Below are 23010 nucleotides of genomic sequence, written 5' to 3'. Positions count from 1 at the left end.
CTTGAGCACACAGTCGTTTATTTAGGAGACAACTTCAGATGAGCACCCACACGAGCAATGTCAATCAGGAGAAGCTGCAGCGTTTGGCCGAGTTGGTCAAGGAGCTGGCGGTTGTTCATGGCAAGGTCACGCTGTCGTCTGGACGTGAGGCTGACTACTACGTTGACCTGCGCCGCGCCACCTTGCATCATGAGTCCTCGCGCCTGATTGGTTCCCTGCTACGGGAGCTCACTGCAGACTGGGACTACGCGCACGTCGGTGGTCTGACGCTTGGCGCGGACCCGGTGGCTACCTCTGTCATGCACGCCGAAGGACGTCCGATTGATGCCTTTGTGGTGCGTAAGGAAGCCAAGAAGCACGGCATGCAGCGCCGCGTTGAGGGGCCGGACATTGTGAGCAAGAAGGTCCTGGTTGTTGAGGACACCACCACGACGGGCAACTCGCCGCTGACCGCCGTAGCTGCCCTACGTGAGGCGGGTGCCGAGGTTGTCGGTGTAGCCACTGTGGTTGACCGCGCGACGGGCGCCGACGAGGTTATCAAGGCTGAAGGCCTGGAGTACCGTTATCTGCTCGGTTTGGATGACTTGGGTCTGGCCTAAGAATCTTAGCGCTAGAGCTTTCGCCGAGCCTCACCCCGCTCACCCAGCTCACCCCGCCCCAACGCAGTCCCACGAAAAAGGAACATCCCCATGACCACCAAGCGCGCAGGACTCCTGTCCAAGCTCACCACGACCAAACTTCCCGGCACCAAGGAAACCGTCGCTGACATGTTTGTGCGCCGCACGGGCGAGGGGCTCGGCGCACTCGTAGGTATCGCCAGCGCGAGCTCCGACACCCGCCGTGCCCCAGAACGAGCCGGCTACATCGCCGCCAGTGCAATCAACGTTGTCTCCAGTGCCTTCGGCTGGGAGACTCCACGTCGAGTTTCCAAGACTGTCCTCATGCCACTGTTGGCGGCCAATGTTTGGCGCCGTCGCCACGAGACGTCTCGCTTTACGACGACCACCCTGCTCATCGGCCTCGCCGGCGGTTGGCTGGGCGACTTGATTCTTATGCCGAACAAGCCGAACCTGAACCGCGGTTCTGTGCCGTTCGCGGTCAACCAGCTTGCCTACCACGTGCTGCTGTGGCGTGCCGGAGCTCGCATTAGCGCGCTGCGTGCTGCCATCCGCTTCCCACTGTGGGCTGGGTCGGTACCGCTGGTCGGTGCTGTAAAGCCCGAGGCGCTGCCCGCTGCTGTTGGCTACGGTCCGCTGCTGGCTGTGACCTCCACGCTGGCCGATGACCCGGCGCTGCTGAAGGGTGCCGGAGCTGTCGGCACTGATGAGCAGACCGGTCTGCCGATTGCCGATGCCGCCTACGGCCTAGGCCACGGTGGCAACTTGTTCCTCATCTCCGACACGCTACTGATGGCTCGAAAGATGTTTGCGGAGGAGGGCGTCGTCGGCAAGCTTCTGAATGCGGCAGTGATGGACACCTACACCGTGGCGCAGTTGTTCCTGGTCGAGGGGCTGTTGGCTCTTGACCGCGCCTGAGCCCGGAAAGGGGCCGACGGAGTGGTTTGAGGCTCGTGTCGGGGTAGGGCCGTGGGAGCAGGAGTACCCGAACGAACCCCGGCCGACCGGTCCAGAATACGATGAGCAGCTTCTGAATGAGGGCGACCGGCGCAATGTCGTCGATGCCTACCGCTACTGGACGATGGAGGCTATCGTCGCGGAGCTGGATAAGCGTCGTCATCCGTTGCACATCGCCATCGAGAATTTTGAGAATGACTCCAACATCGGCACCGTGGTACGCACCGCAAATGCCTTCCTGGTGGAGGCCGTGCACATCGTGGGGCGCAAGCGGTGGAATCGTCGCGGCGCGATGGTGACTGACCGCTACCAGCACTTGTTGCACCATGAGACGGTGTCGGAGGTCATTAGCTGGGCGCGCGAGCATGATCTGGCTGTGGTGGCCGTGGACAATGTGCCGGGCTCCGTACCCATCGAAACCGTTGAGTTGCCCGAGCGTTGTCTTTTGCTCTTCGGCCAGGAGGGGCCGGGAGTGACTGAAGAAGCACAGCGGGCGGCGGATCTGACGGTGTCGATTGCCCAATTTGGCTCGACGCGTTCGATAAATGCGGGGGTAGCGGCGGGTATTGCCATGCACTCTTGGATTCGTACTCATGCAGATATCACCGCGGCCTGGTAATTGTCTGCTTAGGTGTTTTATTTCGAAAGGCTGTTTTAGAGCTGTTTCACAGCCGTTTTAAGGAGAGCCAGTGGTTCTAAAAATGTCGCGTCCCGAGGCCGAAACGTGGGCCTATCGCGCGGACGTGGCTGAGCAGGCGATTCGCAACCGTCATGCGGCGAAGCTGTGGGGTCTTCCGGGTACGAATCTGGCAATGGCTTCCTGGCCCGCACCGCTGCGACATAAGGTCTTCATCAATTGGCATTACTGGTGGCAGGCGCAGTATCTCGACTGTCTGGTAGACGCAGCCAAGCGCGTGCCCTCTAAGGAGAAGTACCGCGCTATTCGCCAGACCACTCGGGGTATCCGCATTCGCAACCTCACGCTGTTGACCAAGAACAAGTACTACGACGATCGCGCGTGGATGGCGCTGGCGCTCGGGCGTGCCGACGCTGTCCTCGGCGCGTCGGTGCCGAAGAAGACGACAGCACGGCTGATTTCATGCTTGGGCGATGGTCGGCAGGAGTCCACGGGTGTGCTGCCGTGGCGTGAGCAGGACCTCTTTTTCAACGTCCCCTCGAACGGTCCTGCAGCCATCGCTCTGGCTCGGGCCGGTCGTATCAAGGAGGCGGAGGAACTTATTGATTGGGTTTACGCCAACCTCCTGGCGGACTCAGGGCTGCTCTACGACGGCATTCGCTTGTCCATGGCAGGTGCCGTCGTACAGAAGGGCATGTTTACGTACAACCAGGGTGTCATGATTGGCGCTTGCCTCGAAGTGGGGCTTGCGCTTCGGGCACACGGCCAACGTGAACAGGCGACGAAGTATTTCACACGCGTGCAAAACCTCATCCACGCGGTGGCAAAGGATCTGGCGACCACCGACAATGTCATCGCCGGTGCCGGTGGCGGCGATGGTGGTCTGTTCAACGGCATCCTCGTGCGATACCTCGCCGATGCGGCGGTGCGTTTGCCCGGAGACAATCGCATGAATCGCGCGGCGGCCCGCATTGCTCGCCGACTGGTTCTGGCTTCGGGGGAGAAGTGCTGGTACCACCGCCTCGAGGTCGATGGCCTGCCGCTCTTCCCCGCAGATTGGAACGACAATGCTCAGTTCCCACAGGGCGGTTCGGTAGCGCAATCAGTCGGTGGCGCGGTTCGCGGTTCGGCGATTAAGGAGCGTGACCTCTCTGTCCAGCTGTCGGGTTGGATGCTGATGGAAGCGTGTGCCCGAGTGGCCGATTTTGTTGCGACCAAGCTGGAAAATGGCGAGTCGTTGGATTCGACGAAGCCGAGTTGCCCGGAGTAGTCGGGGAGCACTAGTTGGTCGTCATCTGGTGCTTGCCGACGATGTACCACCACGCTGCGCCGGCCCTTTTCAACAGAGAGTCACATACTGAGCTCCTGCCATCGCCACGTGATGCCTGGCACAATAGGACGCATGAAACTCAATGACATGATGGCTCCAGCTCCCGTGAAGCTCCCCGTTCTTGACGAGGCCGTTGCTGCCCGCGACGGTGGCGCAAGCCCGGAGGCCGTGGTTCGCGCATGCCCGCGCGATTCCCAGGCTTGGGCGGATTTGGCCGAAAGCGCCTTGTCCGAGGGGCAGGAGATTCAGGCCTACGCCTTCGCTCGCACTGGTTACCACCGCGGTCTGGACTTGCTGCGTGGAAACGGCTGGAAGGGGTTCGGAGCCATTCCGTGGGAGCACGAGCCGAATCGTGGTGTGCTCCGCGCCTTCGCAGCGTTGGCTAAGGCTGCTAAGGCTATCGGCGAGGATGATGAATTCGATCGCATGATGGCGTTGCTGCGTGACAGTGATGAATCCGCGTTGCCAGAACTGGGTCTTTAATCGCGCACAGAGATTCAGCGGGCACATAAGAGTGCACAACAGCACAACGGGTACATAAAAAGCGCACAGTTTTTTACATGAGGATGGTGACTTCGGCATGGCTGGCATAGCTGGTGGGGAAGATAAGGATGCCGCAGCTGCCAGGAATCTAGAGGACCTTGCTCCCGCGCATGTCGACGACCTCGTCGAAGCTAAGGAAACGCAATTCGTCGAGGATAATCCGCGCCCGGATTTCCAAGATTTTCGCAATACGTACCTACATCCGGCCTCCCGCGCAGCAAACAAGCTGCGTCAGAAAGTGAGGCCCCGCACGCGTTTCCTCCATGCGATTGACCGTGTGCGCTCCCGTTGGATGCTCATTGTCCAAGCCACGTTAGCCGCTGGGTTGGCCTACTGGTTCGCACTTGAGGTACTGGGGCACCCCAACCCGTTCTTCGCGCCGATGGCCGCTTTCATCAGCCTCAACGTGATGACCGCAGGTCCTCGCTTAAAGCACTCTGTGGAGTTGGTGCTCGGTGCCTCGTTGGGAGTCGGCATTGGTGATGTGATTATCTCCATCCTCGGCTCGGGTATCTGGCAGCTGACCGTCGGTGTGTTTGTCGCCATGGTCATCGGTGTGTTTGTCGGTCGAGGACCGCTTGTGGTCAACCAAGCGGCATCTTCAGCCGTGCTCATCGCCACCATTATTCCGCCGGGCACCGCTGGTTCTTATTACCGAATGATCGATGCTCTCGTCGGTGGTGTGGTGGGCATTATTGTGCTCATGATATTGCCGCGAAGCCCGCTGGCGGGTGCTCGCCGCAAGGTGGCCAAGGTCCTCGACATGGGTGCAGATGTACTTTATGACATCGGCATCGGCATGAAAGAGGGCGACACCGATCGCATCCGCACCGCACTGAGCGTGGTGCGCTCCATGCAGGCGCAAGTCTCGCTGATGGACCGCACTGTCGCCGACGCGGGCGAGCAGGTCCGTATCTCGCCGTTGCTCTGGCGCTCCCGGGATCGAATCCACTCGCTGTCACGTATGGTTCATCCCGTCGACAACGCCATGCGCAACATCCGTGTGCTCGCGCGTCGCGCTATCACAGCACGTGAGGACCACATCGACTTCTCGTCCGAACTGTGCGCACTTGTTCTCGGCGTGTCTGAAGGTACGCGTCTGGTCAGTCATGTGCTTGACGACGAAGCCGCCGTGCGCCGAATCCCAGAGTGGGGCGAGTTGCCTTTCGAGTCCGGCGACATCGCTATCGCTCAGCTTTCCGAGGGATCCGGAGAGGTCAAGCTTGAAGACGTGGTTCGGTACTTGCGTCGTCTAGCGGCGAAAATGCACCCGCGCGTGATCGAGGACGCAACGCTGTCGGAACAGGTTGTGTTTGCGCAGTCCCGCTCCTTGGTGGTGGACCTGTTGCAGGTGTGTGGCCTGTCCAGACGTTCAGCTGTGGCAACGCTGCCGCCGACGACGCCGTTCCCAGCAATGCCACCGGAGGTATGGGACGAGTAGCCGGTGAGGCGTGGGCGAGTAGTGGCTCGCTAGGCGCCAGGCGGTTACTGCCCACGTGCTCCGGCGCACATGCTACTGCCCACGTGCTACTGCAGCGTGCTCTAGTGCGGTACGCGCTTGACCTCGACGCCACCGAAAGCGACAAAGCCGCGCACAATAATCTTCGGAGCCTGTCCGGCGCCAGGAGCGGGTAGGTTGCGTCCCGGCTTTCCAGTAACATCCGTGCCGCCAAAGATGGGAAGCACGTCGACATCAACTTGGTAGTGATCGGGGACAATGACGTCGACTCCACCGAAGGCGCAGCCAATGTTGACGACAGTGGTTTCCGCGGTCAGGATGGCCTCGCGGAAATCCAAGCCAGTCCCGCCGAAGGTCGCCACCGTGGTGTGCGTGGGAGCGCACGTCCAAGGGCCTCTCTTGTCGGTGCCGCCGAAGATACCGATGGAGAGCTTCGAACCAGTTGCCGCGGCGGAGCTATCAATCCGGGCTGGCTGGTGATTGTTGGCTGCATTCGGTGCCACTGAATGATGCTCGTCCGGGACGCTGTGCAGGTTCGGGTACAGGTTAGGGTTTGGGTGCGCATGTGGAGTCGGCTCGGCCAGGTTCGCGGGCAGCGACAAGTCCTGTGTCAATGCGGGCAACTCATCAATGTACGTTGCCTTTTGAGCTTTCTCGGTGCGCTCCTGCAGTTCCGCAAAGTCAATCTGGCCATCGCGGAATGCCCATTCCAAGCGTTCCAGCGCAGTGTGGCGGGCTTGGTCGCCAGCGCGTAGCCGTGGGGTGTTGTCAGTCATGATGCTGTCCTAACGAGGCAGTGGCGGGCAGTGGCTTTAACACCCAAATGTTATCTGTACTAGAACTTTCGCGCAGGCCACTTTCGCGAAAGCCGCTTTCTCATGGGTAGGCCCTGGCTATTGCCCCCGCCCCAGTTAGCGCACAATCTGCAAGTCGCGCAGGTGGCGGTACAGAGTTGTTTTCTCGCGCGGCTTTCGCGACTCCACGCCATCGCGCACATATCGAAAGCCCAGGCCACCAACTTGAACTGCCCGACCCGTCATCGGGCGGTGCAGCTCGCGGGACGGGGCTTCTTTCGCTTTACGACGGCCACCGCGACCCAATCCGAGTCGGCTCAGCAGGCCTTTGTCGCTCTCACCCTCGTTACCGATTTCCGCTTCCGGCGCCGGAACTTCGGCCGCAACGATGCCCGGAGCGTCGGGGGTAGGGCGAATCTGCAGGCCGGTGGATGTGCCGGAGAACATCTGATGCTCGTCGACATAGACCTCGCCAGTAAACCCATTTGCCGAGGATACTCCGGTAATTCCCGGCTCTGTCAGTAGGGCGTAACCAACAATTGCGTGCCCGGTGTCATCGCGAATCAGCGGCACTGGCATCGTCGGGCGTGTGAGCGCGGCTGCCGCATCGAGCCCTTCTCCTCCTTCGATGCCCCAGTTTTTGGCCGCGGTCGAGGGCGCGGTGGGGACATGTGCCACTTCAATCCACAGGAGGTTCTTGCGCATCAGGTAGGTTGCCACGGCAGCCAGTGCCGCGTCGGTGCCAACGACCACAATTCGTAACGGCTCGCTCGGTTTTTGCGGAGCGGGTTGAGGAGCGCCTAAGTGGTCGACCTTTTTCTGCTTGGAGATTTCCTCCGGCGTCGGTGCTGTATCGACAGGCAGTACGTCCTTGGCCAGGTCGTCGATGAAAGCCAGCTCCTTACGGGTGGGGATCATCGCGACGTCGTGAAGCACATAGGCGGGTGGTGCCGGAGTGGCTGGTGCTGATGGTGCGGACGGTGCTGATGCGGGCCATGATTGGCGGAGCAATTGGGAAAACGCGGGTACATCGGGGCCACACTGCAGCACAACAATACGCATAGGACTACACTCTAATGCGTCGTCTGCAATCCCAGGAGTTGAAGTAGGACTATGGCCGCAATCATTATCGTCGGTGCCCAGTGGGGCGACGAGGGCAAGGGCAAAGCAACCGATATTCTCGGTGGCCGCGTCGACTACGTCGTCAAGCCCAACGGTGGCAATAACGCCGGCCACACCGTTGTCGTCGGCGGTGAGAAGTACGAGCTGAAGCTGCTTCCGGCGGGTGTGCTGTCGGAAAACGCTACTCCGATTATCGGTAATGGCTGTGTGGTCAACCTCGAGGCGCTTTTCGACGAGATTGATGGCCTCGAAGCTCGCGGTGCAAAGGCCTCCCGCCTGCGCGTTTCGGGCAATGCCCACATGGTTGCTCCGTACCACCAGACGCTGGACCGCGTGACCGAGCGCTTCCTGGGTAAGCGTGCTATCGGCACTACTGGCCGCGGTATCGGCCCGACGTACGCCGACAAGGTCGGCCGTACGGGCTTGCGTGTCCAGGACATTCTGGACGAGTCGATTCTGCGCCAGAAGATTGAGTCTTCGCTGGCTCAGAAGAACCAGATTCTGGTCAAGCTGTACAACCGCCGCGCCATCGATCCGGATAAGGTCTTTGATTACTTCATGGGCTTCGCTGATCGCCTGCGTCCGATGATTATCGACTCGGAGTTTGAGCTCAATCAGGCTTTGGATGCCGGCAAGCACGTCCTCATGGAGGGCGGCCAGGCTACCATGCTCGACGTCGACCACGGCACCTACCCGTTCGTGACTTCCTCCAACCCGACCGCTGGTGGTGCCTGCGTGGGCACTGGTATCGGCCCGACGAAGATCACTTCGGTGCTGGGCATCATGAAGGCCTACACCACCCGCGTCGGTGCTGGCCCGTTCCCGACGGAGCTGTTCGACAAGTGGGGCGAGTACCTGCAGACCACCGGCGGTGAGGTCGGGGTCAACACCGGCCGTAAGCGTCGCTGTGGTTGGTATGATTCGGTGCTGGCTCGCTACGCCGCGCGCGTCAACGGTTTCACGGATCTGTTCATCACCAAGTTGGACGTCCTGACCGGTATCGGCGAGATTCCGATTTGTGTCGCTTACGACGTTGATGGCGTGCGTCACGACGAAATGCCACTCACCCAGTCGGAGTTCCACCACGCTGTCCCGATTTACGAGACCATGCCTGCGTGGGACGAAGACATCACTGGCTGCCGCACCTTCGATGAGCTGCCGGACAAGGCCAAGGATTACCTGAACCGCCTGGAGGAGCTCTCCGGCGCTCGCATTTCCTACATCGGCGTTGGCCCGGGTCGTGACCAGACCATCGTTGTCCACGACGTGCTGGACAACTAGTGCTGGTCAACTAGCGCTGGACACTTAGTCTGGGGCAGTGGCGAACTAGCCGGAAAATAGTCCGGCTTTCGACCTAGCTTTATCGAACTGTTAGATAAAATATCTTCGGTGTCGAAACCGCTGGCTGCTGTAAAAAAGAACATTTGCTAACCACGAGAAGGCTCTGGGAATTGTCAGATGACACTGGCATCCCAGAGTCATTTTTGTATCGTAGGCCTCACCGCGTAGTCCAACGACAGAAGTCCAAACGACAGAAGGCGTGTGGTTTTCATGCAAAACACAGGACACCGAGTACAACGACTGGCAAGTTCCGCCGTACTTTCCGGCGCGATGGTTTTCTCCGCAGTAGGTGGAGCAGTTGCAGCTCCTACGGCTCAGGCGGAACCGGCCCCAGCACCAGCACCGGCTCCAGCTCCGGCGCAGGCGGATAGCTGTACCCCGAACCCGGCTGCACCTGAAATCCAGGCGGCCCTGGATAAGGTCAACAGGGAGCGCCCGAACAACCATGATGGGTGGAAGTACACTGGCACCTCCAACTTCAGCCCGTGTAGCGATTTGAGCTTTGCTCTCGCAGATCAGGCCAAGCAGGGCAACGCTCAGTCCTCCACTGTGCTGTTGATGTTCCACAAGGGTGAGTTCATTGGTACGGACTCTGACCGGCCTCAGCACATCAACAAAGTGACGCCGACCCCTGATGGTAAGAACATCTCGGTCATCTACCACGACTGGGAGGCCCAGGAGGCCGCAGGTGCGCCGAACGCTGATGCGGCCAAGTTCACCTCTAATGTTCACTTCTTCTGGAACGGCGATCACGTCGTCCACGAGGGCAAGATTCCCGGCGGGGCGAAGCCCGCTTCCTAAGGACTCCCGAGAATTTTCGAGAGCTTTCGAGAATTCTTGGACACTCTCGGGGTCTCTTGAGTTTTCCCAAGTAAACTCAATTCAGAGTCGGACATGAGAAAGTGATGCTCCGCCGTAGCTCAGTGCTTGAGAAAACTTGAGAGAAAAACTTGAGAGAACAGAAGAGGTTCCAGCCATGAGTGGTCATTCAGTTCGTCGCGGGTCGATGCTGGTTAGCGCGGCGGTCGCAGGTGTAGTGGCTTTGTCCGGTTGCTCCACCGATGAGACCGCAGCACCGACCTCTGCTTCTCAGGTAGATGAAGAAACGACCACCATCACTACGACCACCACTGTCGAGGATGACAGTGAAAGTGCAGATACCCCCAATCCGGATGTCGATGACAACGACACCGATGGGGGTTCTTCTGCGCCAACCCAGGAAGAGGCTTTCGAAGAAGCGGTTGCCGACCTGAACTCAATGGAAGGTGGTAATGGCAGCGGTTGGACAGTCACGGACAATACGAACTGGGATACCACCAGCGAGTTGACCTTTGCCTCAGCAGTGCAGAATGAAATTACGCATTCAACTACCTCTGGTGCAGTGCTGCTGTTTCATAAGGGCGAGTACGTGGGTACCGCCGGTGGTCCGCAGACAATCAACTCGGTCGAAGGCGATGGCAAAACTGTGACCGTCAATTTCTTCGATGTCAATAAAATGATCGAAGACGGTGGTGCCTTCGCCTTTAAAGACCAGTACAACGCTCCCGTTACGTACTCCTGGGATGGGTCAGAGGTTGCTCAAGAAGGCGAGATTCCAAAGGCAGAGGGAAATTAAACGCTCACCCCGCGCTCTCTCCAGATGCGAGTGCTGTCAGGCCGTTTTAAAGTAGTGGCGCGCCACACAGTCTTCACCCAGATTTCTGTGTTCCGTAAACCTCCGACGGTAGTTTGTCGACACTGTGTTGTCGGTACCATGCCGTCGCTATGAAGTCGCTAATACTACGCCCAAAGAGGAAAATCACCGGCCATGTCTTCTCGCAACTCATCTGACTCCATGTTTGACGAACGGACCAAGCAGAGCGAGCAGCCTCAGAATTCACGCGCCCACGGCACGCGCCGCGCAATCGCGGCCATCGCTATGGGTGCGTTTGCTATTTCTCCTATTGCAGCTTGCAGCAATGATGCGGACAACGACGCGGCATCGTCGTCAAGCAGTGCAAGCGCGGTTAGCACTACGTCGAGCGAAGAGAAGACCTTTGAAAAGCAGCAGGTCGCTGAGCTGAATGCGGCCGCGAACGTGCGTCCGGATGCGTTGGCGAAGCTGCCGGAGGGTTTTGATCTGCAGTCGCACCGTGGTGGTCGCGGTGAGTGGACGGAGGAGTCCAAGCAGGCGATGGCCAACTCGCTGGAGCTGGGTGTTACGACGTTGGAGCTGGACATCGTCCTGACGAAGGATGGCGTGCCTATGGTTTGGCACGATCCGGAGATTCAAGACGATAAGTGCTCGGACACTGAGCCAGTGACGGAGGGGGACCCGCAGTACCCGTACGTCGGCAAGCTCGTGCATGATCTCACCTATGAGCAGGTCCAAACCCTGGTCTGTGACAAGAAGCTCGAGGACTTCCCGGATGCGGAGCCAATCAAGGGCAATAGGATGATGACCCTGCCGGAGCTGTTCGAGCTGACTAAGGACAACCAGGACATCCACTTCAACATTGAGACCAAGATTGAGGGCGAAAAGCGCGCTGACTCGGCAGAACCGCAGGAGTTCGTCGATGTGATTCTCGACGAGATTGACCGCGCGGGTGTGGCTGATCGTGTGATGATTCAATCCTTTGATTGGCGCTCGCTGCCGCTGGTCGCGGAACGGAACCCGGAGATTCCGCTGGTCATGCTGTGGGACGAGACCACCTGGAAGAAGGATTCTCCTTGGATCGGCGATGTCAATTACGACAAGGTTGACGGCGACATCATCGAGGCCGCCAAGCAGCTTGGAGTGCAGGTGCTCTCACCGACGCACAGCATTCCTTACGGCAAGACCCCGTCGGATTCTGACTACCACCCGGTCGCCACGCCGGAGTTGATTTCCCGCGCGCACGAGGCCGGCATGAAGGTGGTGCCGTGGACGGTGAACGAAAAGGAGACCATGCGCGAGCAGATTGCCGCTGGTGTCGATGGCATCATCACCGACTACCCGACGCGACTGCGCGAGGTCTTGGCCGAGCTGAATATGCCGCTGCCGGAGCCTGCTCCGGTGGGTGATGCAGCGATGTCGACGAACTAGTAAATCCGGCTAGCACCAGCGAAAACTCGTCTGTATCCCCTATTTTGCCCGTGTTTAGCTCTGCGGGCTGAGCGTGTTTCGTGTCACACTTGACCTTATGACGCGTTTGAAAGTGCTTGCCGACGTTGACACGGGTATCGATGACAGTCTTGCTCTCGTCTACCTCGCGGGGTTGCATACCGCAGGCGAGATCGAGCTGGTGGGTGTGACCTGCGCAGGTGGTAACACCACTGCGGCATGGTCCGCTCGCAACACCAAGTACATGTTGAATCTCTGCGGTTGTCCGGAGGTCCCGGTTGTCAGCGGTTTCGAGGGGCCCGCTGACCGTGAGCTGACCACCACGCCTGAGACTCATGGCCCGTACGGGCTGGGCTACAACCTGGCGCCACCGGCCGTCATCTACGAACCGGGGCGCGCAGGAGCGGCGGATCCGCTGGCGCTGTGGCGCCAGGTCATCGAGCAGGCGCGGTCGGCGGGGGAGAAGGTGCACCTGCTGGTCACTGGCCCTATGACCACCTACGTGGCCGCTTTGAAGAAATACCCAGAACTCATGCGGGAGCTCGACGGCGTGACCATTATGGGCGGTGCTGTGGAGTACCACGGTAACGTCACCGAGTTTGCGGAATGGAACTTCTGGGTCGACCCCACCGCGGTCACCGAGGTCTTCGGCACCGCGGGCGCTGTGGCCGTCGAGCGCCCGGAGGATGCCGTGCGCAGCATCGCCACCGCCGCAGGCGCGCCGGTGCCGACGCTGGTTCCGCTCAATGTCACCGAGACCATCACTATCAGCGAGGTCGAAATTGAGTCCTGGCGCGATGCCGGTATGAACCCGGAGCTGCTGCGTGTTCTGCGCCGCTCGCTGAAGTTCTACTTTGAGTTCCACCAGGGTGTGGGGGTCGGTTACAAGGCGCAGGTCCATGACCTCTTTGCTGCAATGGTGGCCGTCGGTGCGGTGACCGGGGAAGTGGAGAAGATGCGTCTCGTGGGCGTCGATAAGCGAACCTTTGCAGATGAGCCAGCTCGTCGCGGTCAGGTGGTGGAGGATTCAGCCGGTGCGGTGGCGAATGTTGTCCTGGCCGCCGACCGTGAGGTGGCGCTGGCTGAGTTCCAGCGGGTGTTCCCGCGTTAGATTCCTGCCCGTGCCCGCCGCGGTGAATCCGCTCGCTGTCGTATGCTGGAGACAATCAATTTAACAGCTGCTGGTTGCGCAGCGTATGTGCCGTAGATGAAAGCGAGTTTATCTCGATGTTCACCCCTGAAGTCACCGGAACCCCGTACCAGCCGGGAGCAACGCGAGTTCTGCTGCTCGGCTCTGGCGAGCTCGGCAAGGAGGTGACCATTGCTTTCCAGCGTCTTGGCGTTGAGGTGCACGCTGCCGATCGCTACGAGCATGCACCGGCACACCAGGTAGCTCACCACGCCTATGTGTTGAATATGTCGGACCCCAGCGCGCTGCGGGACCTGATTCTCCAGGTCAAGCCCCACTTCATCGTCCCTGAGATTGAGGCCCTGGCAACCGAGGTGCTGGCAGAGGTGGAGGAAGACGAGACGCTGGACGTCACCGTTATTCCGACCGCACGGGCGACTCAGCTGACCATGAACCGAGAGGGTATTCGCCGCCTGGCTGCGGAAGAGGTCGGGCTGCCGACTTCCCGCTATCACTTCGCCTCCAGCTTTGATGAGTTCACCGCAGCTGTTGACGAGATTGGCTTCCCATGTGTGGTCAAGCCGGTCATGAGTTCCTCGGGCAAGGGTCAGTCCACGCTGCGTTCGCCGGAGGATGTCCAGGCCGCGTGGGATTACGCCATGAGTGGCGGTCGCGTTGAGTCCGGCCGCGTCATCGTGGAGGGCTTCGTCGATTTCGACTATGAGATCACGCTGCTGACCGTGCGCTCCGTCGATCCGGAGACCGGCGAAGCGGCAACGTGGTTCTGCGAGCCCATCGGCCACCGTCAGCAGGACGGCGACTATGTGGAGTCCTGGCAGCCGGCTGCCATGAGCGAAAACGCTCTGGACAATGCTCGCTCTGTGGCCGCGCGCATCACCAACGCGCTGGGCGGCCGCGGTATCTTCGGCGTCGAGCTGTTCGTCCGCGGCGATGAGGTGTGGTTCTCCGAGGTCAGCCCGCGCCCGCATGACACCGGCATGGTCACGATGGGTACGCAGCGTTTCTCCGAGTTCGAGCTGCACGCGCGCGCAGTGTTGGGTCTGCCTATCGACGTCACGTTGGTGTCCCCGGGAGCCTCCGCTGTCGTCTACGGCGGTGCTGACATCGAGCAGCCGGGCTACACCGGGCTGACGGAGGCCATGGCTATTCCGGAGACCGATATCCGCATCTTCGGTAAGCCGGTTGCCGGCCCGCGTCGCCGTATGGCAGTTGCTGTTTCGACCGCGGATTCTGTCGATGCTGCTCGTGAGCGCGCATCGGAGGCGGCATCAAAGATTAAGGTCGTCGAACTGGGCTAGTTCGACGACCAAATGTGCGCTGCTGGTGTTGCTTGGGAAAGGAACGCTGCAGCGCACCTTTTTTGTGCGCCTCCGGCAGCGCGTGAGCTACTTGGACTTCTGTACCGGCGGTTCAGCCGACCAGGGGAAGACGATCCAGTCATCGGTGTGCTTCCAGACGTAGTCCGGTGCAATCTCCGAGCGGGACTTGCCGTAGAGCACAGCGGAGCGCACTTCTGCACCGTAGTTCTTCAGCAGATCGAGCACGAGGTGTAGTGTGCGGCCGGAGTCTGCGACATCGTCGACGACCAGCAGACGGCGGTCAGAAATAGATTCGACATCCAGCAGTGGTTCCAGCAGGACCGGATCCGGCAGGGTCTCGGCCACGTCGGTGTAGAACTCGACATTGATGGCGTCAGAAAGCTTGACGCCCATGGTGTAGCTGAGTGCGCCTGCCGGCAGAAGACCACCGCGCGCCACGGCGATAATGATTTCGGGATCGAAGTCGGAATCGACAATCTGCTGCGCCAGCTCGCGGGAGGCGACACCAAAGCCCTCCCAGGTCAGAACTTCCTTGACGTCCAGGTCGGATGAGTCTGCATGATAAGCCATGTATTAACTCTAATCCGAAAACCAGCTGACGCGCAGAATCAACTGTCCGGTTAGACCCGATGGGTTAGCTTGCGACGGTCTCCACGACCGCTTCATGGACAGCTTCGGCCACATCATTGGCATCTGGCTGCTTTACGACGACCGTGGAGGCCGCAACCATGTCGGCCCATTCGACCAGCTTCTTGCGCTCGCGGCCTTCGGCTTCGCCCGCTGCGCGTTCGGCGGCATCGAGTGCGTGCCAGCCCTCCCAGGTGGTGACCTGGAGGCCCTTGTCGGCCAGGAACTCGTCGACGTCGTTATGCGTGGGCTTTGCAGGTGCGGCCAGGCGACCTGCCTCCCAGTCGGCGATGAGGTTGCCGACCGTTTCGTTGGCATCGCCCTTGGTGTTACCGATTAGGCCGACCGGGCCACGGCGAATCCAGCCAGTGGTGTAGAGGCCCTGGAGGTGGTTGCCGTCGACGTCGTCAAGCACGCGTCCGCCGGCATCTGGGATGGTGTGGGTGCCGGTGTCGAACGGTACGCCGGTGACTGCGTCGGAGCGGTAGCCGACTGCGCGGTAGACCGCACCGACTGGCCATTCGGTGAACTTGCCGGTGCCGCGGACGCCACCCTCGCCGTCGAGTTCGGTGCGTTCGGTGCGGATAGCGCTGACGTGCTGTACTCCATCTTCACCGGTCTCGCCGATGATTTCGACCGGGGACTCGAAGAAGTGGATGAAGAGCTTGTGCGGGGCGCCCTTGGGCTCGCGGATGGCGTATTTTTCGAGAATTGTACAGACCTGATCGGTGATCTTGGACTCGCGACGGGACGTTTCGGAGGCGGCATCGTACTGGATGTCCTCCGGATTCACGACAACCTCAATGGTGTCGGAGTGGTCCAGTTCCTTCAGCTCCAGCGGAGTGAACTTTGCCTGAGCCGGGCCGCGGCGGCCGAAGACGTGAATTTCGCGGGCGGCATTCTTTGCCAGGCCATCGTAGACGTTGTCGGCGATTTCGGTGACGTGCAGCTCATCGGCAGTCTTGGCGAGAATGCGGGCGACATCGAGGCCCACGTTACCGACGCCGACCACAGCGACGGACTCAGCGGAGAGCTCCCAATCGCGGGCGAACTCCGGGTGAGAGTCGTAGAAGCCTACGAACTCACCAGCGCCGTAGTGCTCCGGCAGGTCCGAGCCCGGGATGTTCAGATCGCGGTCGCCGGTCGCGCCAGTGGCGAAGATGATGGCGTCGTAGAACTGTCGCAGTTCATCGACGCTGACCTGCTTGCCGACGTCCACGTTGCCCAGCAGTCGGACCTGCGGCTTGTCCAGCACTCGGTGGAGGGACTTGATGATGCCCTTGATTCGCGGGTGGTCTGGCGCAACGCCGTAGCGGATGAGACCGAACGGCACTGGAAGGCGCTCGTAGAGGTCGATGGCGACGTCGCGGCCGGACTTCATCAACGCGTCGGAGGCGTAGATGCCGGCCGGACCCGAGCCAACCACGGCTACACGCAGTGGCGTGGTTGAGTTGGCGAGATCGGGCAGTGAGGAAGCGGCCGTGTTCTGGGCTGCAGTCTGGTCGTTGGTCATTGAGTGGAATCCTTTTTCTACGTTTTCTTTGTCGCGATTGCTTATCGTAGACCAATCGGTCTATGCTTGCTGAAACAGAATATAGACAAACTGGTCTACAAAAAGCAAACACAAAACACCGCAAGAATCACTGCTTTGACTTGAGAGGGTTTTGCTGCGCATCGCTTCTGCTGAATGAGCTCTGAAAGGGGCTCGTCGTGGGCGGTCGTGGCAACGGCAGGCTCTGGTTGGGTAAGCGGGGAAGGGCTTGTTATGGAAAAACTCATAGTCTTCGTGCTAATCGGCCTTGGCGCGCAATTAGTCGACGGCACTCTGGGGATGGCGTTCGGCGTCACCGCTACTTCGCTGTTTATTGTCGCTGGTAGTAGTGCTGCCACCGCATCGGCGGTGGTTCACGTAGCGGAGGTGGGCACGACACTGGCCTCTGGTATTTCGCACTGGCGATTCGGCAACGTCGACTGGCGACGCGTGCTGAGCCTTGGTGTTCCGGGTGCTATCGGTGCCTTTGTTGGTGCGACCTTTTTGGCCAATCTCGACGGTGATGCCGCGACGCCTGTGACCTCGACAATCTTGCTTTTTCTCGGTCTGTGGGTGATTATCCGCTTCGCCTTTTTGTCCAATGCTAAGCGCAAGAAAAAGGCCTGGGGAGCGAAGAAGCTCGCTCCGCTGGGGCTCTTTGGTGGCCTACTTGATTCCACTGGAGGCGGTGGTTGGGGGCCTGTTACCACCTCAACTTTGCTCGGCGCTGAGGCTGACCAGCCGCGCAAGATTATCGGTACGGTCTCTGCGGCGGAATTTCTCGTCTCGTTAGCTGCTGTGCTGGGCTTTTTGCCCAAGCTGCGAGAGGAATTTACCCAGCATGCCGCACCGGTAATTGGTTTGTTGTGCGGTGGCGTGATTGCGGCACCTTTGGCTGCGTACCTGGTGGGGCGCATTAATCCGCGCCTGCTTGGAATTGCCATCGGCGGCGTGTTGGTGGGGCTGAATATTCGCACTCTGTTTTCGCCGCTGGTTTCTGGTGGCGTGCTGGCAACGGTGCTGCTTGTGTGGACGTTTGTTGTCATCGCGCTGGTGCTGTGGGCGCGTTCGCACGACACTCTTCCGGGTCTGCGTCAGCGGGTCCAACTTGAGTCGACTTCTCAGTCTTCCTCGGCTGATGTGTCTAGTTCTGGATCTCCATCGCCCGCTTCGGTTGATGCTGGGGCTGAGGATGCTTCCGAGGGCGTGAAGGTGGGCGCGAAAAACGGTGTCCACGTGGGCGAAGCGGGGGTTAGCTAGGCGTCCGAGCGTGCCCCGGCTTGCACTAGCCAGACTGGTCGGTCTAATGTTGCCTGCAATGCAACGTAGACCAAACGGTCTATAAAAATTAGAAACTAATTCGGTCAACGAGAACAAAACGAAAGTGATTCGGTAGATTCCCCATGAGCTCTCCTACGAAAACCGCCGAGCGTCCGGCTTCCGCAGCGGCTACCCGACGTAAGAAGCGCGCACCGAAGCCACAGGGGCAGTGGCTTATCGACGGCCGCGAGCCACTTAACGACGACGAGCGCATTAAGAAAGAAGATGCCGGTTTTGCTGTTAAACAGCGCGTTATCGACACCTACTCCAAGCAGGGGTTTGACTCCATCCCCGCGGAGGACCTAGCTCCGCGCTTTAAGTGGATTGGTCTTTACACCCAGCGCAAGCAGGGTCTTAGTGGTGAGCACACCGGTGTGAAGACCAACGCCGAGTTGCAGGACAAGTACTTTATGCTCCGCGTTCGTCTCGATGGTGGCCAGACCACCACCGAGGGCATTCGCACCATCGGTGAGATTTCCCGCGACTTCGCCCGTGACACTGCGGACTTCTCCGACCGTCAGAACGTCCAGCTGCACTGGATTCGCGTTGAGGATATGCCGGAGATCTGGGACCGCCTTGAGCGGGTTGGTCTCGACACCAACTTCGGCTGCGGCGACGTTCCCCGCGTAATTCTAGGCAGCCCGGTTGCCGGTGTTGCAGCCGATGAAATTGTCGACGGCACCAACGCTATTCGCCGTATTAAGGAGGAGTACCTCTCCGGCGACGAGTTCTCCAACCTGCCGCGTAAGTTTAAGTCCGCAGTTTCCGGTTCCCCGCGTCTCGATGTCACCCATGAGGTCCAGGACGTTGCCTTCGTCGGTGTCAACCATCCAGAGCACGGCCCCGGCTTTGACGTTTGGGTCGGTGGCGGTCTTTCCACCAACCCGATGCTCGCCCAGCGTCTCGGCGCCTGGATTCCAGAGGACGAGGTTCCCGAGGTATGGGCGGGCGTGTGCCGCATCTTCCGTGACTACGGTTACCGTCGCCTGCGCAATCGCGCGCGTCTGAAGTTCCTTGTTGCCGAGTGGGGCGCGGAGAAGTTCCGCCAGGTACTCGAAGACGACTACCTCAACCGCAAGCTTATCGACGGCCCCGCGCCCGAGCCTTTCGAGGGCGACCGTGACCACATCGGCGTGCACAAGCAGGCCGATGGCCTCAACTACGTCGGTGTTAAGCCCGCTGTTGGCCGTGTTCCGGGGTCTGACCTGGTCAAGCTTGCCGACATCGCCGAGCGCCACGGTGTTTCTCGCGTCCGCACCACCGTTATGAAGGAGCTCATTCTCCTCGACGTCGCCGATGACCAGGTCGACTCCCTGCTCGCAGAACTCGACGAAATTGGCCTGTCTGCCAAGCCTTCTGCTTTCCGACGGGGCATCCTGGCCTGCACCGGCCTGGAGTTCTGCAAGCTCGCACTTGTCACCACGCGCCAGCGCGCAATTGATTTGGTGGGCGACTTGGAGGAACGTCTCGGTGATCTCGACGTCCCAATCACCATTGCGCTCAATGGCTGCCCGAATGCCTGCGCCCGCACACAGATTGCCGACATTGGCCTCAAGGGGCAGATTGTCACCGACGATGAGGGTAACCGTGTCGAGGGCTTCCAGGTTCACCTCGGTGGTTCGCTGGGGCTCGATGCCAACTTCGGCCGTAAGGTTCGCGGACACAAGGTCACCTCGGCAGAACTGGGTGACTACATCGAGCGAGTCGTCAATCACTACAAGGAGCAGCGCCACGAGGGTGAACAGTTCCGCGAGTGGATTGTCCGCGCTGATGAGGAGGACCTGAAGTGAGTGAATCTCCCAATGGGGTTCGGTCGCAGGGGTCGTCGGCAAGCGAAAAAGACGAGACACCAGCGCGACTGGGGATCGGTGGCCGAAGCGCACACCCCAATCCGAACCGGGGTGCGGTGATGCATTGCCCTTACTGCGGCGGTGAAGATCTGTGGCCCGATGTGGAAACCGATTACGCCTGGCAATGCCGCGAATGCTGCCGGGTATTCACAGTGAAACTGCACGGACATATCGATAGAAAGGTGGCGTCATGAGCACGGGACTGAAGACCGCTGAGGTCATTAAGACTCAGGAGGCGCTCGCGCGTGAGGACGTGCTGGACAACCCGGAAACCGCTCGCCGTCTGATTGAGCTCGCACTGGAGTGGGGCTCCAAGCTGGAGACCGCCACTGCTGGGGAAGTACTGGAATGGGGTGCGGAGCACCTGCACACGCCACTGGCTGTGACCCTGTCGATGCAGGACACGGTATTGGCGGAACTGGCTGCTCGGCACGCGCCGGAGGCAGATCTGATTTTCCTAGATACGGGTTACCACTTCCCGGAGACCCTCGACGTGGCAGAGCAGGTCGCACAGCGGTACAGCAACCGACTGCTGTCGATTGAGCCGAAGCGCACCCGCGCCGAGCAAGACGCCGAGGAGGGCGTTGATCTGTACAAGACCGACCCGACGCGATGCTGCGCACTGCGGAAGGTCGAGCCGCTGTCAGCCGTGAAGCGCCCCTACGAGGGCTGGGTCACAGGTCTGAAGCGCGTCGACGCGCCGACCCGCGCACACACGCCGGTACTGGAGATCGACAAGACTGGTCGCATCAAGCTCAACCCGCTGGCCACCTGGACGGATGAGGATGTTGCTCAGTACATCGAGGACAACGACCTCATTGTGCATCCGCTGACGCAACAGGGGTTCCCGTCAATTGGCTGCGCGACATGCACCGCGCGAGTGGCAGAGGGTGCGGATCCGCGCTCGGGCCGCTGGGCGGGCAGTGAGAAGACAGAGTGCGGATTGCACCTCTAGTTCGAGCGGCTAGCGGCTGGATGATGCCACCAGCTACCAGCCGCCAGCTACCAGCCGCCCGCCACTAGTCGCCCGCCGATAACCGATTTCAGCTAAAACAGCGCAGTTACAACAGCCAACACAGCCCCAACAGAAAGAACCCCCATGACTAGCTCAACCACCGTTTCCGTACAAAACCGCCTCGACCCGCGGCTTGCCGAGCTGGAAGCCGAGGCCATCGACATTATTCGCCAGACCGCCGGTCAGTTCGACCGTCCGGCACTACTTTTCTCCGGCGGAAAAGACTCCGTCGTCGTGCTCGAGCTGGTCAAGCGCGCCTTCGCACCGGCGGGTATCCCGCTGGAGCTGCTCCACGTTGACACCGGCCACAACTTCCCCGAAGTTATTGAATTCCGCGACAAGATTGCCGCTCAGCCGGGCATCAAGCTGCACGTAGCCAAGGTTCAGGATTGGATCGACAGCGGCGTGCTCACCGAGCGTGCCGACGGCACCCGCAACCCCCTGCAGACCGTGCCGCTGGTGGAGACCATTGCCAACCGCGGTTACGATGCCGTTCTCGGTGGCGCCCGCCGCGATGAGGAGAAGGCCCGCGCCAAGGAGCGCGTGTTCTCCGTCCGCGACTCCTTCGGCGGTTGGGATCCACGCCGTCAGCGCCCCGAGCTGTGGGGTCTCTACAACGGTCGCCACGCCGCCGGAGAGAACGTTCGCGTTTTCCCGATCTCGAACTGGACCGAGGCCGACGTCTGGGCCTACATCGAAGCCCGTGACATCGAACTGCCACCCATCTACTTTGCCCACGAGCGTGAGGTGTTTAACCGCGGCGGCATGTGGTTGGCACCGGGCGAGTGGGGTGGACCCCGCGACGGCGAGACCCTCGAGGTTCGCACTGTCCGCTACCGCACTGTCGGTGACATGAGCTGCACCGGCGCTGTCGAATCGACTGCCACCACTATTGCGGAGGTCATGGAGGAACTTCGCACATCCAAGCTCACCGAGCGCGGCGCTACCCGCGCAGATGACAAGTTGTCCGAATCCTCCATGGAAGACCGCAAGAAGGAAGGTTACTTCTGATGAGCCAGCCAAATTCCCCAGCTACCCTGATTACCGCCGACCGCGCCACTCGTGCTCGTCGCACTCTTCGCCTGTGCACTGCTGGCTCCGTCGACGACGGTAAGTCCACCTTCGTCGGTCGCCTGCTGCACGACACGAAGAACATCCTCGCTGACCAGTACGAGGCCGTTGTTGCCTCCTCGCAGGCGCGCGGTCAGGAAAATCCTGACCTGTCGCTGCTGGTCGATGGTCTGCGAGCCGAGCGCGAGCAGGGCATCACCATCGACGTCGCCTACCGCTACTTCGCCACCGACGTTCGCTCGTTCATCCTCGCTGACTGCCCTGGTCACGAGCAGTACACTCGAAATACCGTCACTGGTATGTCCACCGCCGAGGCCGTCGTTTTGCTTATCGACGCGCGCAACGGCGTCGTGACGCAGACCAAGCGTCACGCAACGGTGGCCGGTCTGCTGGGTGTTCGCCACGTAATCTTTGCCGTCAACAAGATTGACCTGCTGGACTACAGCGAAGAGGCCTTCCGCGCCATTGAGTCGGATGTGGCAGCGCTCGCAGAGCGTCTGGGTCTGCAGAACACCTTCGTTGTTCCGGTATCGGCGCTGGTCGGCGACAACATTGTCGATTCTTCTGAGCACACCCCGTGGTACGAGGGCCCGACCGTGCTGGAGCTGCTGGAAAACCTCAACATCGGTGCCGACCTGGAAACCGATGCCGAGGCTGACCTGCGCCTGCCCATCGACTACGTCATTCGCGATCACGCCACTGAATACCGCGGTTACGCCGGCCGTATCGCCGCAGGTAGCGTGCGTGTGGGCGATGTTGTCTCCGTAGACGCCAACCGTCAGGCTACGGTCACGAAGATCACCGTGGCAGCTGAGGACGTCACTGAGGCCGTAGCCGGTCAGTCGGTGGCCATCAGCCTGGATGCCGAGTTCGACCTCGCCCGCGGTGACCTCATCAGCGGCAGCCGCCCGGAAGACGTGCGCCGTTTCTCCGCCGTGGCCGTCCACCTTGCGGACAAGCCGTTGGCAGTCGGTCGCGTCGTAGAGGTGCGCTACGGTGCCGCGCTGGTGCGTGGTCGTATCGCCTCCGTCGATGCGCTCATCGACATCGAAACCGGTGAGCCCACCGGTGTGGCTGACCAGCTCGCAGTCAACGACGTCGCTGAGATCACCATCGAGGTCGCACAGCCGCTGCCGGTCGATGCCTACCGCGTCGGTGGTCGTGTCGGTGCGTTCCTGCTCATCGAGCCGGGCACCGGTGACACTCTCACCGCAGGCCTCGTGCGTGGCGCTGCCCAGTAGAGCT

At 60.6% G+C, this 23010-nt stretch carries 21 protein-coding genes; 17 read left to right on the top strand and 4 right to left on the bottom strand.

Annotated features, from left to right (window positions below; all coding sequences use genetic code 11):
• Nucleotides 1–38: 38 nt before the first annotated feature.
• From pyrE to CORAM0001_RS03930, 6 genes are all read left to right on the top strand, one after another.
• Entirely contained in the window at nucleotides 39–599 is a 561-nt protein-coding gene (gene pyrE, locus CORAM0001_RS03955; protein ID WP_005510234.1) for an orotate phosphoribosyltransferase, read from the top strand.
• A gap of 90 nt (nucleotides 600–689) precedes the next feature.
• Nucleotides 690–1535, top strand: a complete 846-nt coding sequence (locus CORAM0001_RS03950; RefSeq protein ID WP_005510226.1) for a lysoplasmalogenase family protein — start codon at nucleotides 690–692, stop codon at nucleotides 1533–1535.
• Nucleotides 1522–2193: a TrmH family RNA methyltransferase gene (locus CORAM0001_RS03945; protein ID WP_005510210.1), complete on the top strand. Its 672-nt coding sequence runs from the start codon at nucleotides 1522–1524 to the stop codon at nucleotides 2191–2193. The genes CORAM0001_RS03950 and CORAM0001_RS03945 overlap by 14 nt, the downstream gene beginning before the upstream one ends.
• A 70-nt stretch (nucleotides 2194–2263) precedes the next feature.
• The gene (locus CORAM0001_RS03940) at nucleotides 2264–3481 is read left to right on the top strand and encodes a glycoside hydrolase family 76 protein (protein WP_005510131.1); all 1218 of its coding nucleotides are present in this window, start codon (nucleotides 2264–2266) and stop codon (nucleotides 3479–3481) included.
• Nucleotides 3482–3613: 132 nt separating this feature from the next.
• Nucleotides 3614–4024: a DUF3151 domain-containing protein gene (locus CORAM0001_RS03935; protein WP_005510137.1), complete on the top strand. Its 411-nt coding sequence runs from the start codon at nucleotides 3614–3616 to the stop codon at nucleotides 4022–4024.
• Between the two features lie 97 nt (nucleotides 4025–4121).
• The gene (locus tag CORAM0001_RS03930; protein WP_005510217.1) at nucleotides 4122–5525 is read left to right on the top strand and encodes an FUSC family protein; all 1404 of its coding nucleotides are present in this window, start codon (nucleotides 4122–4124) and stop codon (nucleotides 5523–5525) included.
• 101 nt (nucleotides 5526–5626) lie between these two features.
• Here CORAM0001_RS03930 and CORAM0001_RS03925 read toward each other — a convergent pair whose 3' ends face one another.
• On the bottom strand, nucleotides 5627–6319 hold the full coding sequence (locus CORAM0001_RS03925; protein ID WP_005510138.1) for a DUF1707 SHOCT-like domain-containing protein: 693 nt from the start codon (nucleotides 6317–6319) through the stop codon (nucleotides 5627–5629).
• A gap of 135 nt (nucleotides 6320–6454) precedes the next feature.
• Nucleotides 6455–7399: a hypothetical protein gene (locus CORAM0001_RS03920; protein WP_244261987.1), complete on the bottom strand. Its 945-nt coding sequence runs from the start codon at nucleotides 7397–7399 to the stop codon at nucleotides 6455–6457.
• Nucleotides 7400–7450: 51 nt separating this feature from the next.
• Between CORAM0001_RS03920 and CORAM0001_RS03915 the strand changes: the two genes are divergently transcribed.
• From CORAM0001_RS03915 to purT, 6 genes are all read left to right on the top strand, one after another.
• The gene (locus CORAM0001_RS03915) at nucleotides 7451–8740 is read left to right on the top strand and encodes an adenylosuccinate synthase (protein ID WP_005510258.1); all 1290 of its coding nucleotides are present in this window, start codon (nucleotides 7451–7453) and stop codon (nucleotides 8738–8740) included.
• Nucleotides 8741–9010: 270 nt separating this feature from the next.
• Entirely contained in the window at nucleotides 9011–9601 is a 591-nt protein-coding gene (locus CORAM0001_RS03910) for an LppP/LprE family lipoprotein (RefSeq protein ID WP_005510242.1), read from the top strand.
• A gap of 175 nt (nucleotides 9602–9776) precedes the next feature.
• Nucleotides 9777–10415, top strand: coding sequence for an LppP/LprE family lipoprotein (locus CORAM0001_RS03905; protein WP_005510255.1), 639 nt, complete (start codon nucleotides 9777–9779; stop codon nucleotides 10413–10415).
• 192 nt (nucleotides 10416–10607) lie between these two features.
• Nucleotides 10608–11864 (top strand): glycerophosphodiester phosphodiesterase family protein, encoded by a 1257-nt coding sequence (locus CORAM0001_RS03900; RefSeq protein WP_005510265.1) that lies wholly within the window; start codon nucleotides 10608–10610, stop codon nucleotides 11862–11864.
• Nucleotides 11865–11961: 97 nt separating this feature from the next.
• Complete coding sequence (locus tag CORAM0001_RS03895) at nucleotides 11962–12993, top strand: nucleoside hydrolase (protein ID WP_005510167.1); 1032 nt, start codon at nucleotides 11962–11964, stop codon at nucleotides 12991–12993.
• 116 nt (nucleotides 12994–13109) lie between these two features.
• The gene (purT, locus tag CORAM0001_RS03890) at nucleotides 13110–14330 is read left to right on the top strand and encodes a formate-dependent phosphoribosylglycinamide formyltransferase (RefSeq protein WP_005510257.1); all 1221 of its coding nucleotides are present in this window, start codon (nucleotides 13110–13112) and stop codon (nucleotides 14328–14330) included.
• 87 nt (nucleotides 14331–14417) lie between these two features.
• Here the strand turns inward: purT and CORAM0001_RS03885 are convergent, their stop codons facing one another.
• A complete protein-coding gene (locus CORAM0001_RS03885; protein WP_005510095.1) occupies nucleotides 14418–14921 on the bottom strand; it encodes a phosphoribosyltransferase in 504 nt (167 codons plus the stop codon).
• Nucleotides 14922–14985: 64 nt separating this feature from the next.
• Nucleotides 14986–16491 (bottom strand): FAD-dependent oxidoreductase, encoded by a 1506-nt coding sequence (locus CORAM0001_RS03880; protein WP_005510164.1) that lies wholly within the window; start codon nucleotides 16489–16491, stop codon nucleotides 14986–14988.
• A gap of 252 nt (nucleotides 16492–16743) precedes the next feature.
• Here CORAM0001_RS03880 and CORAM0001_RS03875 point away from each other — a divergent pair, with 252 nt between their 5' ends.
• The 5 genes from CORAM0001_RS03875 to CORAM0001_RS03855 all read left to right on the top strand — a co-directional run bounded on the left by CORAM0001_RS03875 (nucleotide 16744) and on the right by CORAM0001_RS03855 (nucleotide 23006).
• Nucleotides 16744–17769 (top strand): sulfite exporter TauE/SafE family protein, encoded by a 1026-nt coding sequence (locus CORAM0001_RS03875; RefSeq protein ID WP_005510077.1) that lies wholly within the window; start codon nucleotides 16744–16746, stop codon nucleotides 17767–17769.
• 143 nt (nucleotides 17770–17912) lie between these two features.
• Nucleotides 17913–19619: a nitrite/sulfite reductase gene (locus tag CORAM0001_RS03870; RefSeq protein ID WP_005510177.1), complete on the top strand. Its 1707-nt coding sequence runs from the start codon at nucleotides 17913–17915 to the stop codon at nucleotides 19617–19619.
• A gap of 250 nt (nucleotides 19620–19869) precedes the next feature.
• Nucleotides 19870–20634 (top strand): phosphoadenylyl-sulfate reductase, encoded by a 765-nt coding sequence (locus tag CORAM0001_RS03865; protein WP_005510250.1) that lies wholly within the window; start codon nucleotides 19870–19872, stop codon nucleotides 20632–20634.
• 144 nt (nucleotides 20635–20778) lie between these two features.
• Nucleotides 20779–21705, top strand: a complete 927-nt coding sequence (cysD, locus tag CORAM0001_RS03860) for a sulfate adenylyltransferase subunit CysD (RefSeq protein ID WP_005510098.1) — start codon at nucleotides 20779–20781, stop codon at nucleotides 21703–21705.
• A complete protein-coding gene (locus CORAM0001_RS03855; protein ID WP_005510207.1) occupies nucleotides 21705–23006 on the top strand; it encodes a sulfate adenylyltransferase subunit 1 in 1302 nt (433 codons plus the stop codon). Before cysD ends, CORAM0001_RS03855 begins: the two co-directional genes overlap by 1 nt.
• Nucleotides 23007–23010 lie beyond the last annotated feature (4 nt).

Origin of the sequence: Corynebacterium amycolatum SK46 (genome assembly GCF_000173655.1) — a bacterium.
In the GTDB taxonomy this organism is placed as follows: domain Bacteria; phylum Actinomycetota; class Actinomycetes; order Mycobacteriales; family Mycobacteriaceae; genus Corynebacterium; species Corynebacterium amycolatum_A.
This window is presented reverse-complemented; position numbering and strand designations above follow the sequence as displayed.

Coding starts and splice junctions, on each gene's coding strand:
- CORAM0001_RS03900 (WP_005510265.1), top strand. CDS start 10,608: ATGTCTTCTCGCAACTCATCTGACTCCATGTTTGACGAACGGACCAAG.
- cysD (WP_005510098.1), top strand. CDS start 20,779: ATGACTAGCTCAACCACCGTTTCCGTACAAAACCGCCTCGACCCGCGG.
- CORAM0001_RS03950 (WP_005510226.1), top strand. CDS start 690: ATGACCACCAAGCGCGCAGGACTCCTGTCCAAGCTCACCACGACCAAA.
- CORAM0001_RS03935 (WP_005510137.1), top strand. CDS start 3,614: ATGAAACTCAATGACATGATGGCTCCAGCTCCCGTGAAGCTCCCCGTT.
- CORAM0001_RS03905 (WP_005510255.1), top strand. CDS start 9,777: ATGAGTGGTCATTCAGTTCGTCGCGGGTCGATGCTGGTTAGCGCGGCG.
- CORAM0001_RS03895 (WP_005510167.1), top strand. CDS start 11,962: ATGACGCGTTTGAAAGTGCTTGCCGACGTTGACACGGGTATCGATGAC.
- CORAM0001_RS03930 (WP_005510217.1), top strand. CDS start 4,122: ATGGCTGGCATAGCTGGTGGGGAAGATAAGGATGCCGCAGCTGCCAGG.
- CORAM0001_RS03885 (WP_005510095.1), bottom strand. CDS start 14,921: ATGGCTTATCATGCAGACTCATCCGACCTGGACGTCAAGGAAGTTCTG.
- CORAM0001_RS03915 (WP_005510258.1), top strand. CDS start 7,451: ATGGCCGCAATCATTATCGTCGGTGCCCAGTGGGGCGACGAGGGCAAG.
- CORAM0001_RS03875 (WP_005510077.1), top strand. CDS start 16,744: ATGGAAAAACTCATAGTCTTCGTGCTAATCGGCCTTGGCGCGCAATTA.
- purT (WP_005510257.1), top strand. CDS start 13,110: ATGTTCACCCCTGAAGTCACCGGAACCCCGTACCAGCCGGGAGCAACG.
- CORAM0001_RS03910 (WP_005510242.1), top strand. CDS start 9,011: ATGCAAAACACAGGACACCGAGTACAACGACTGGCAAGTTCCGCCGTA.
- CORAM0001_RS03865 (WP_005510250.1), top strand. CDS start 19,870: ATGAGCACGGGACTGAAGACCGCTGAGGTCATTAAGACTCAGGAGGCG.
- CORAM0001_RS03855 (WP_005510207.1), top strand. CDS start 21,705: ATGAGCCAGCCAAATTCCCCAGCTACCCTGATTACCGCCGACCGCGCC.
- CORAM0001_RS03920 (WP_244261987.1), bottom strand. CDS start 7,399: ATGCGTATTGTTGTGCTGCAGTGTGGCCCCGATGTACCCGCGTTTTCC.
- CORAM0001_RS03925 (WP_005510138.1), bottom strand. CDS start 6,319: ATGACTGACAACACCCCACGGCTACGCGCTGGCGACCAAGCCCGCCAC.
- CORAM0001_RS03880 (WP_005510164.1), bottom strand. CDS start 16,491: ATGACCAACGACCAGACTGCAGCCCAGAACACGGCCGCTTCCTCACTG.
- pyrE (WP_005510234.1), top strand. CDS start 39: ATGAGCACCCACACGAGCAATGTCAATCAGGAGAAGCTGCAGCGTTTG.
- CORAM0001_RS03870 (WP_005510177.1), top strand. CDS start 17,913: ATGAGCTCTCCTACGAAAACCGCCGAGCGTCCGGCTTCCGCAGCGGCT.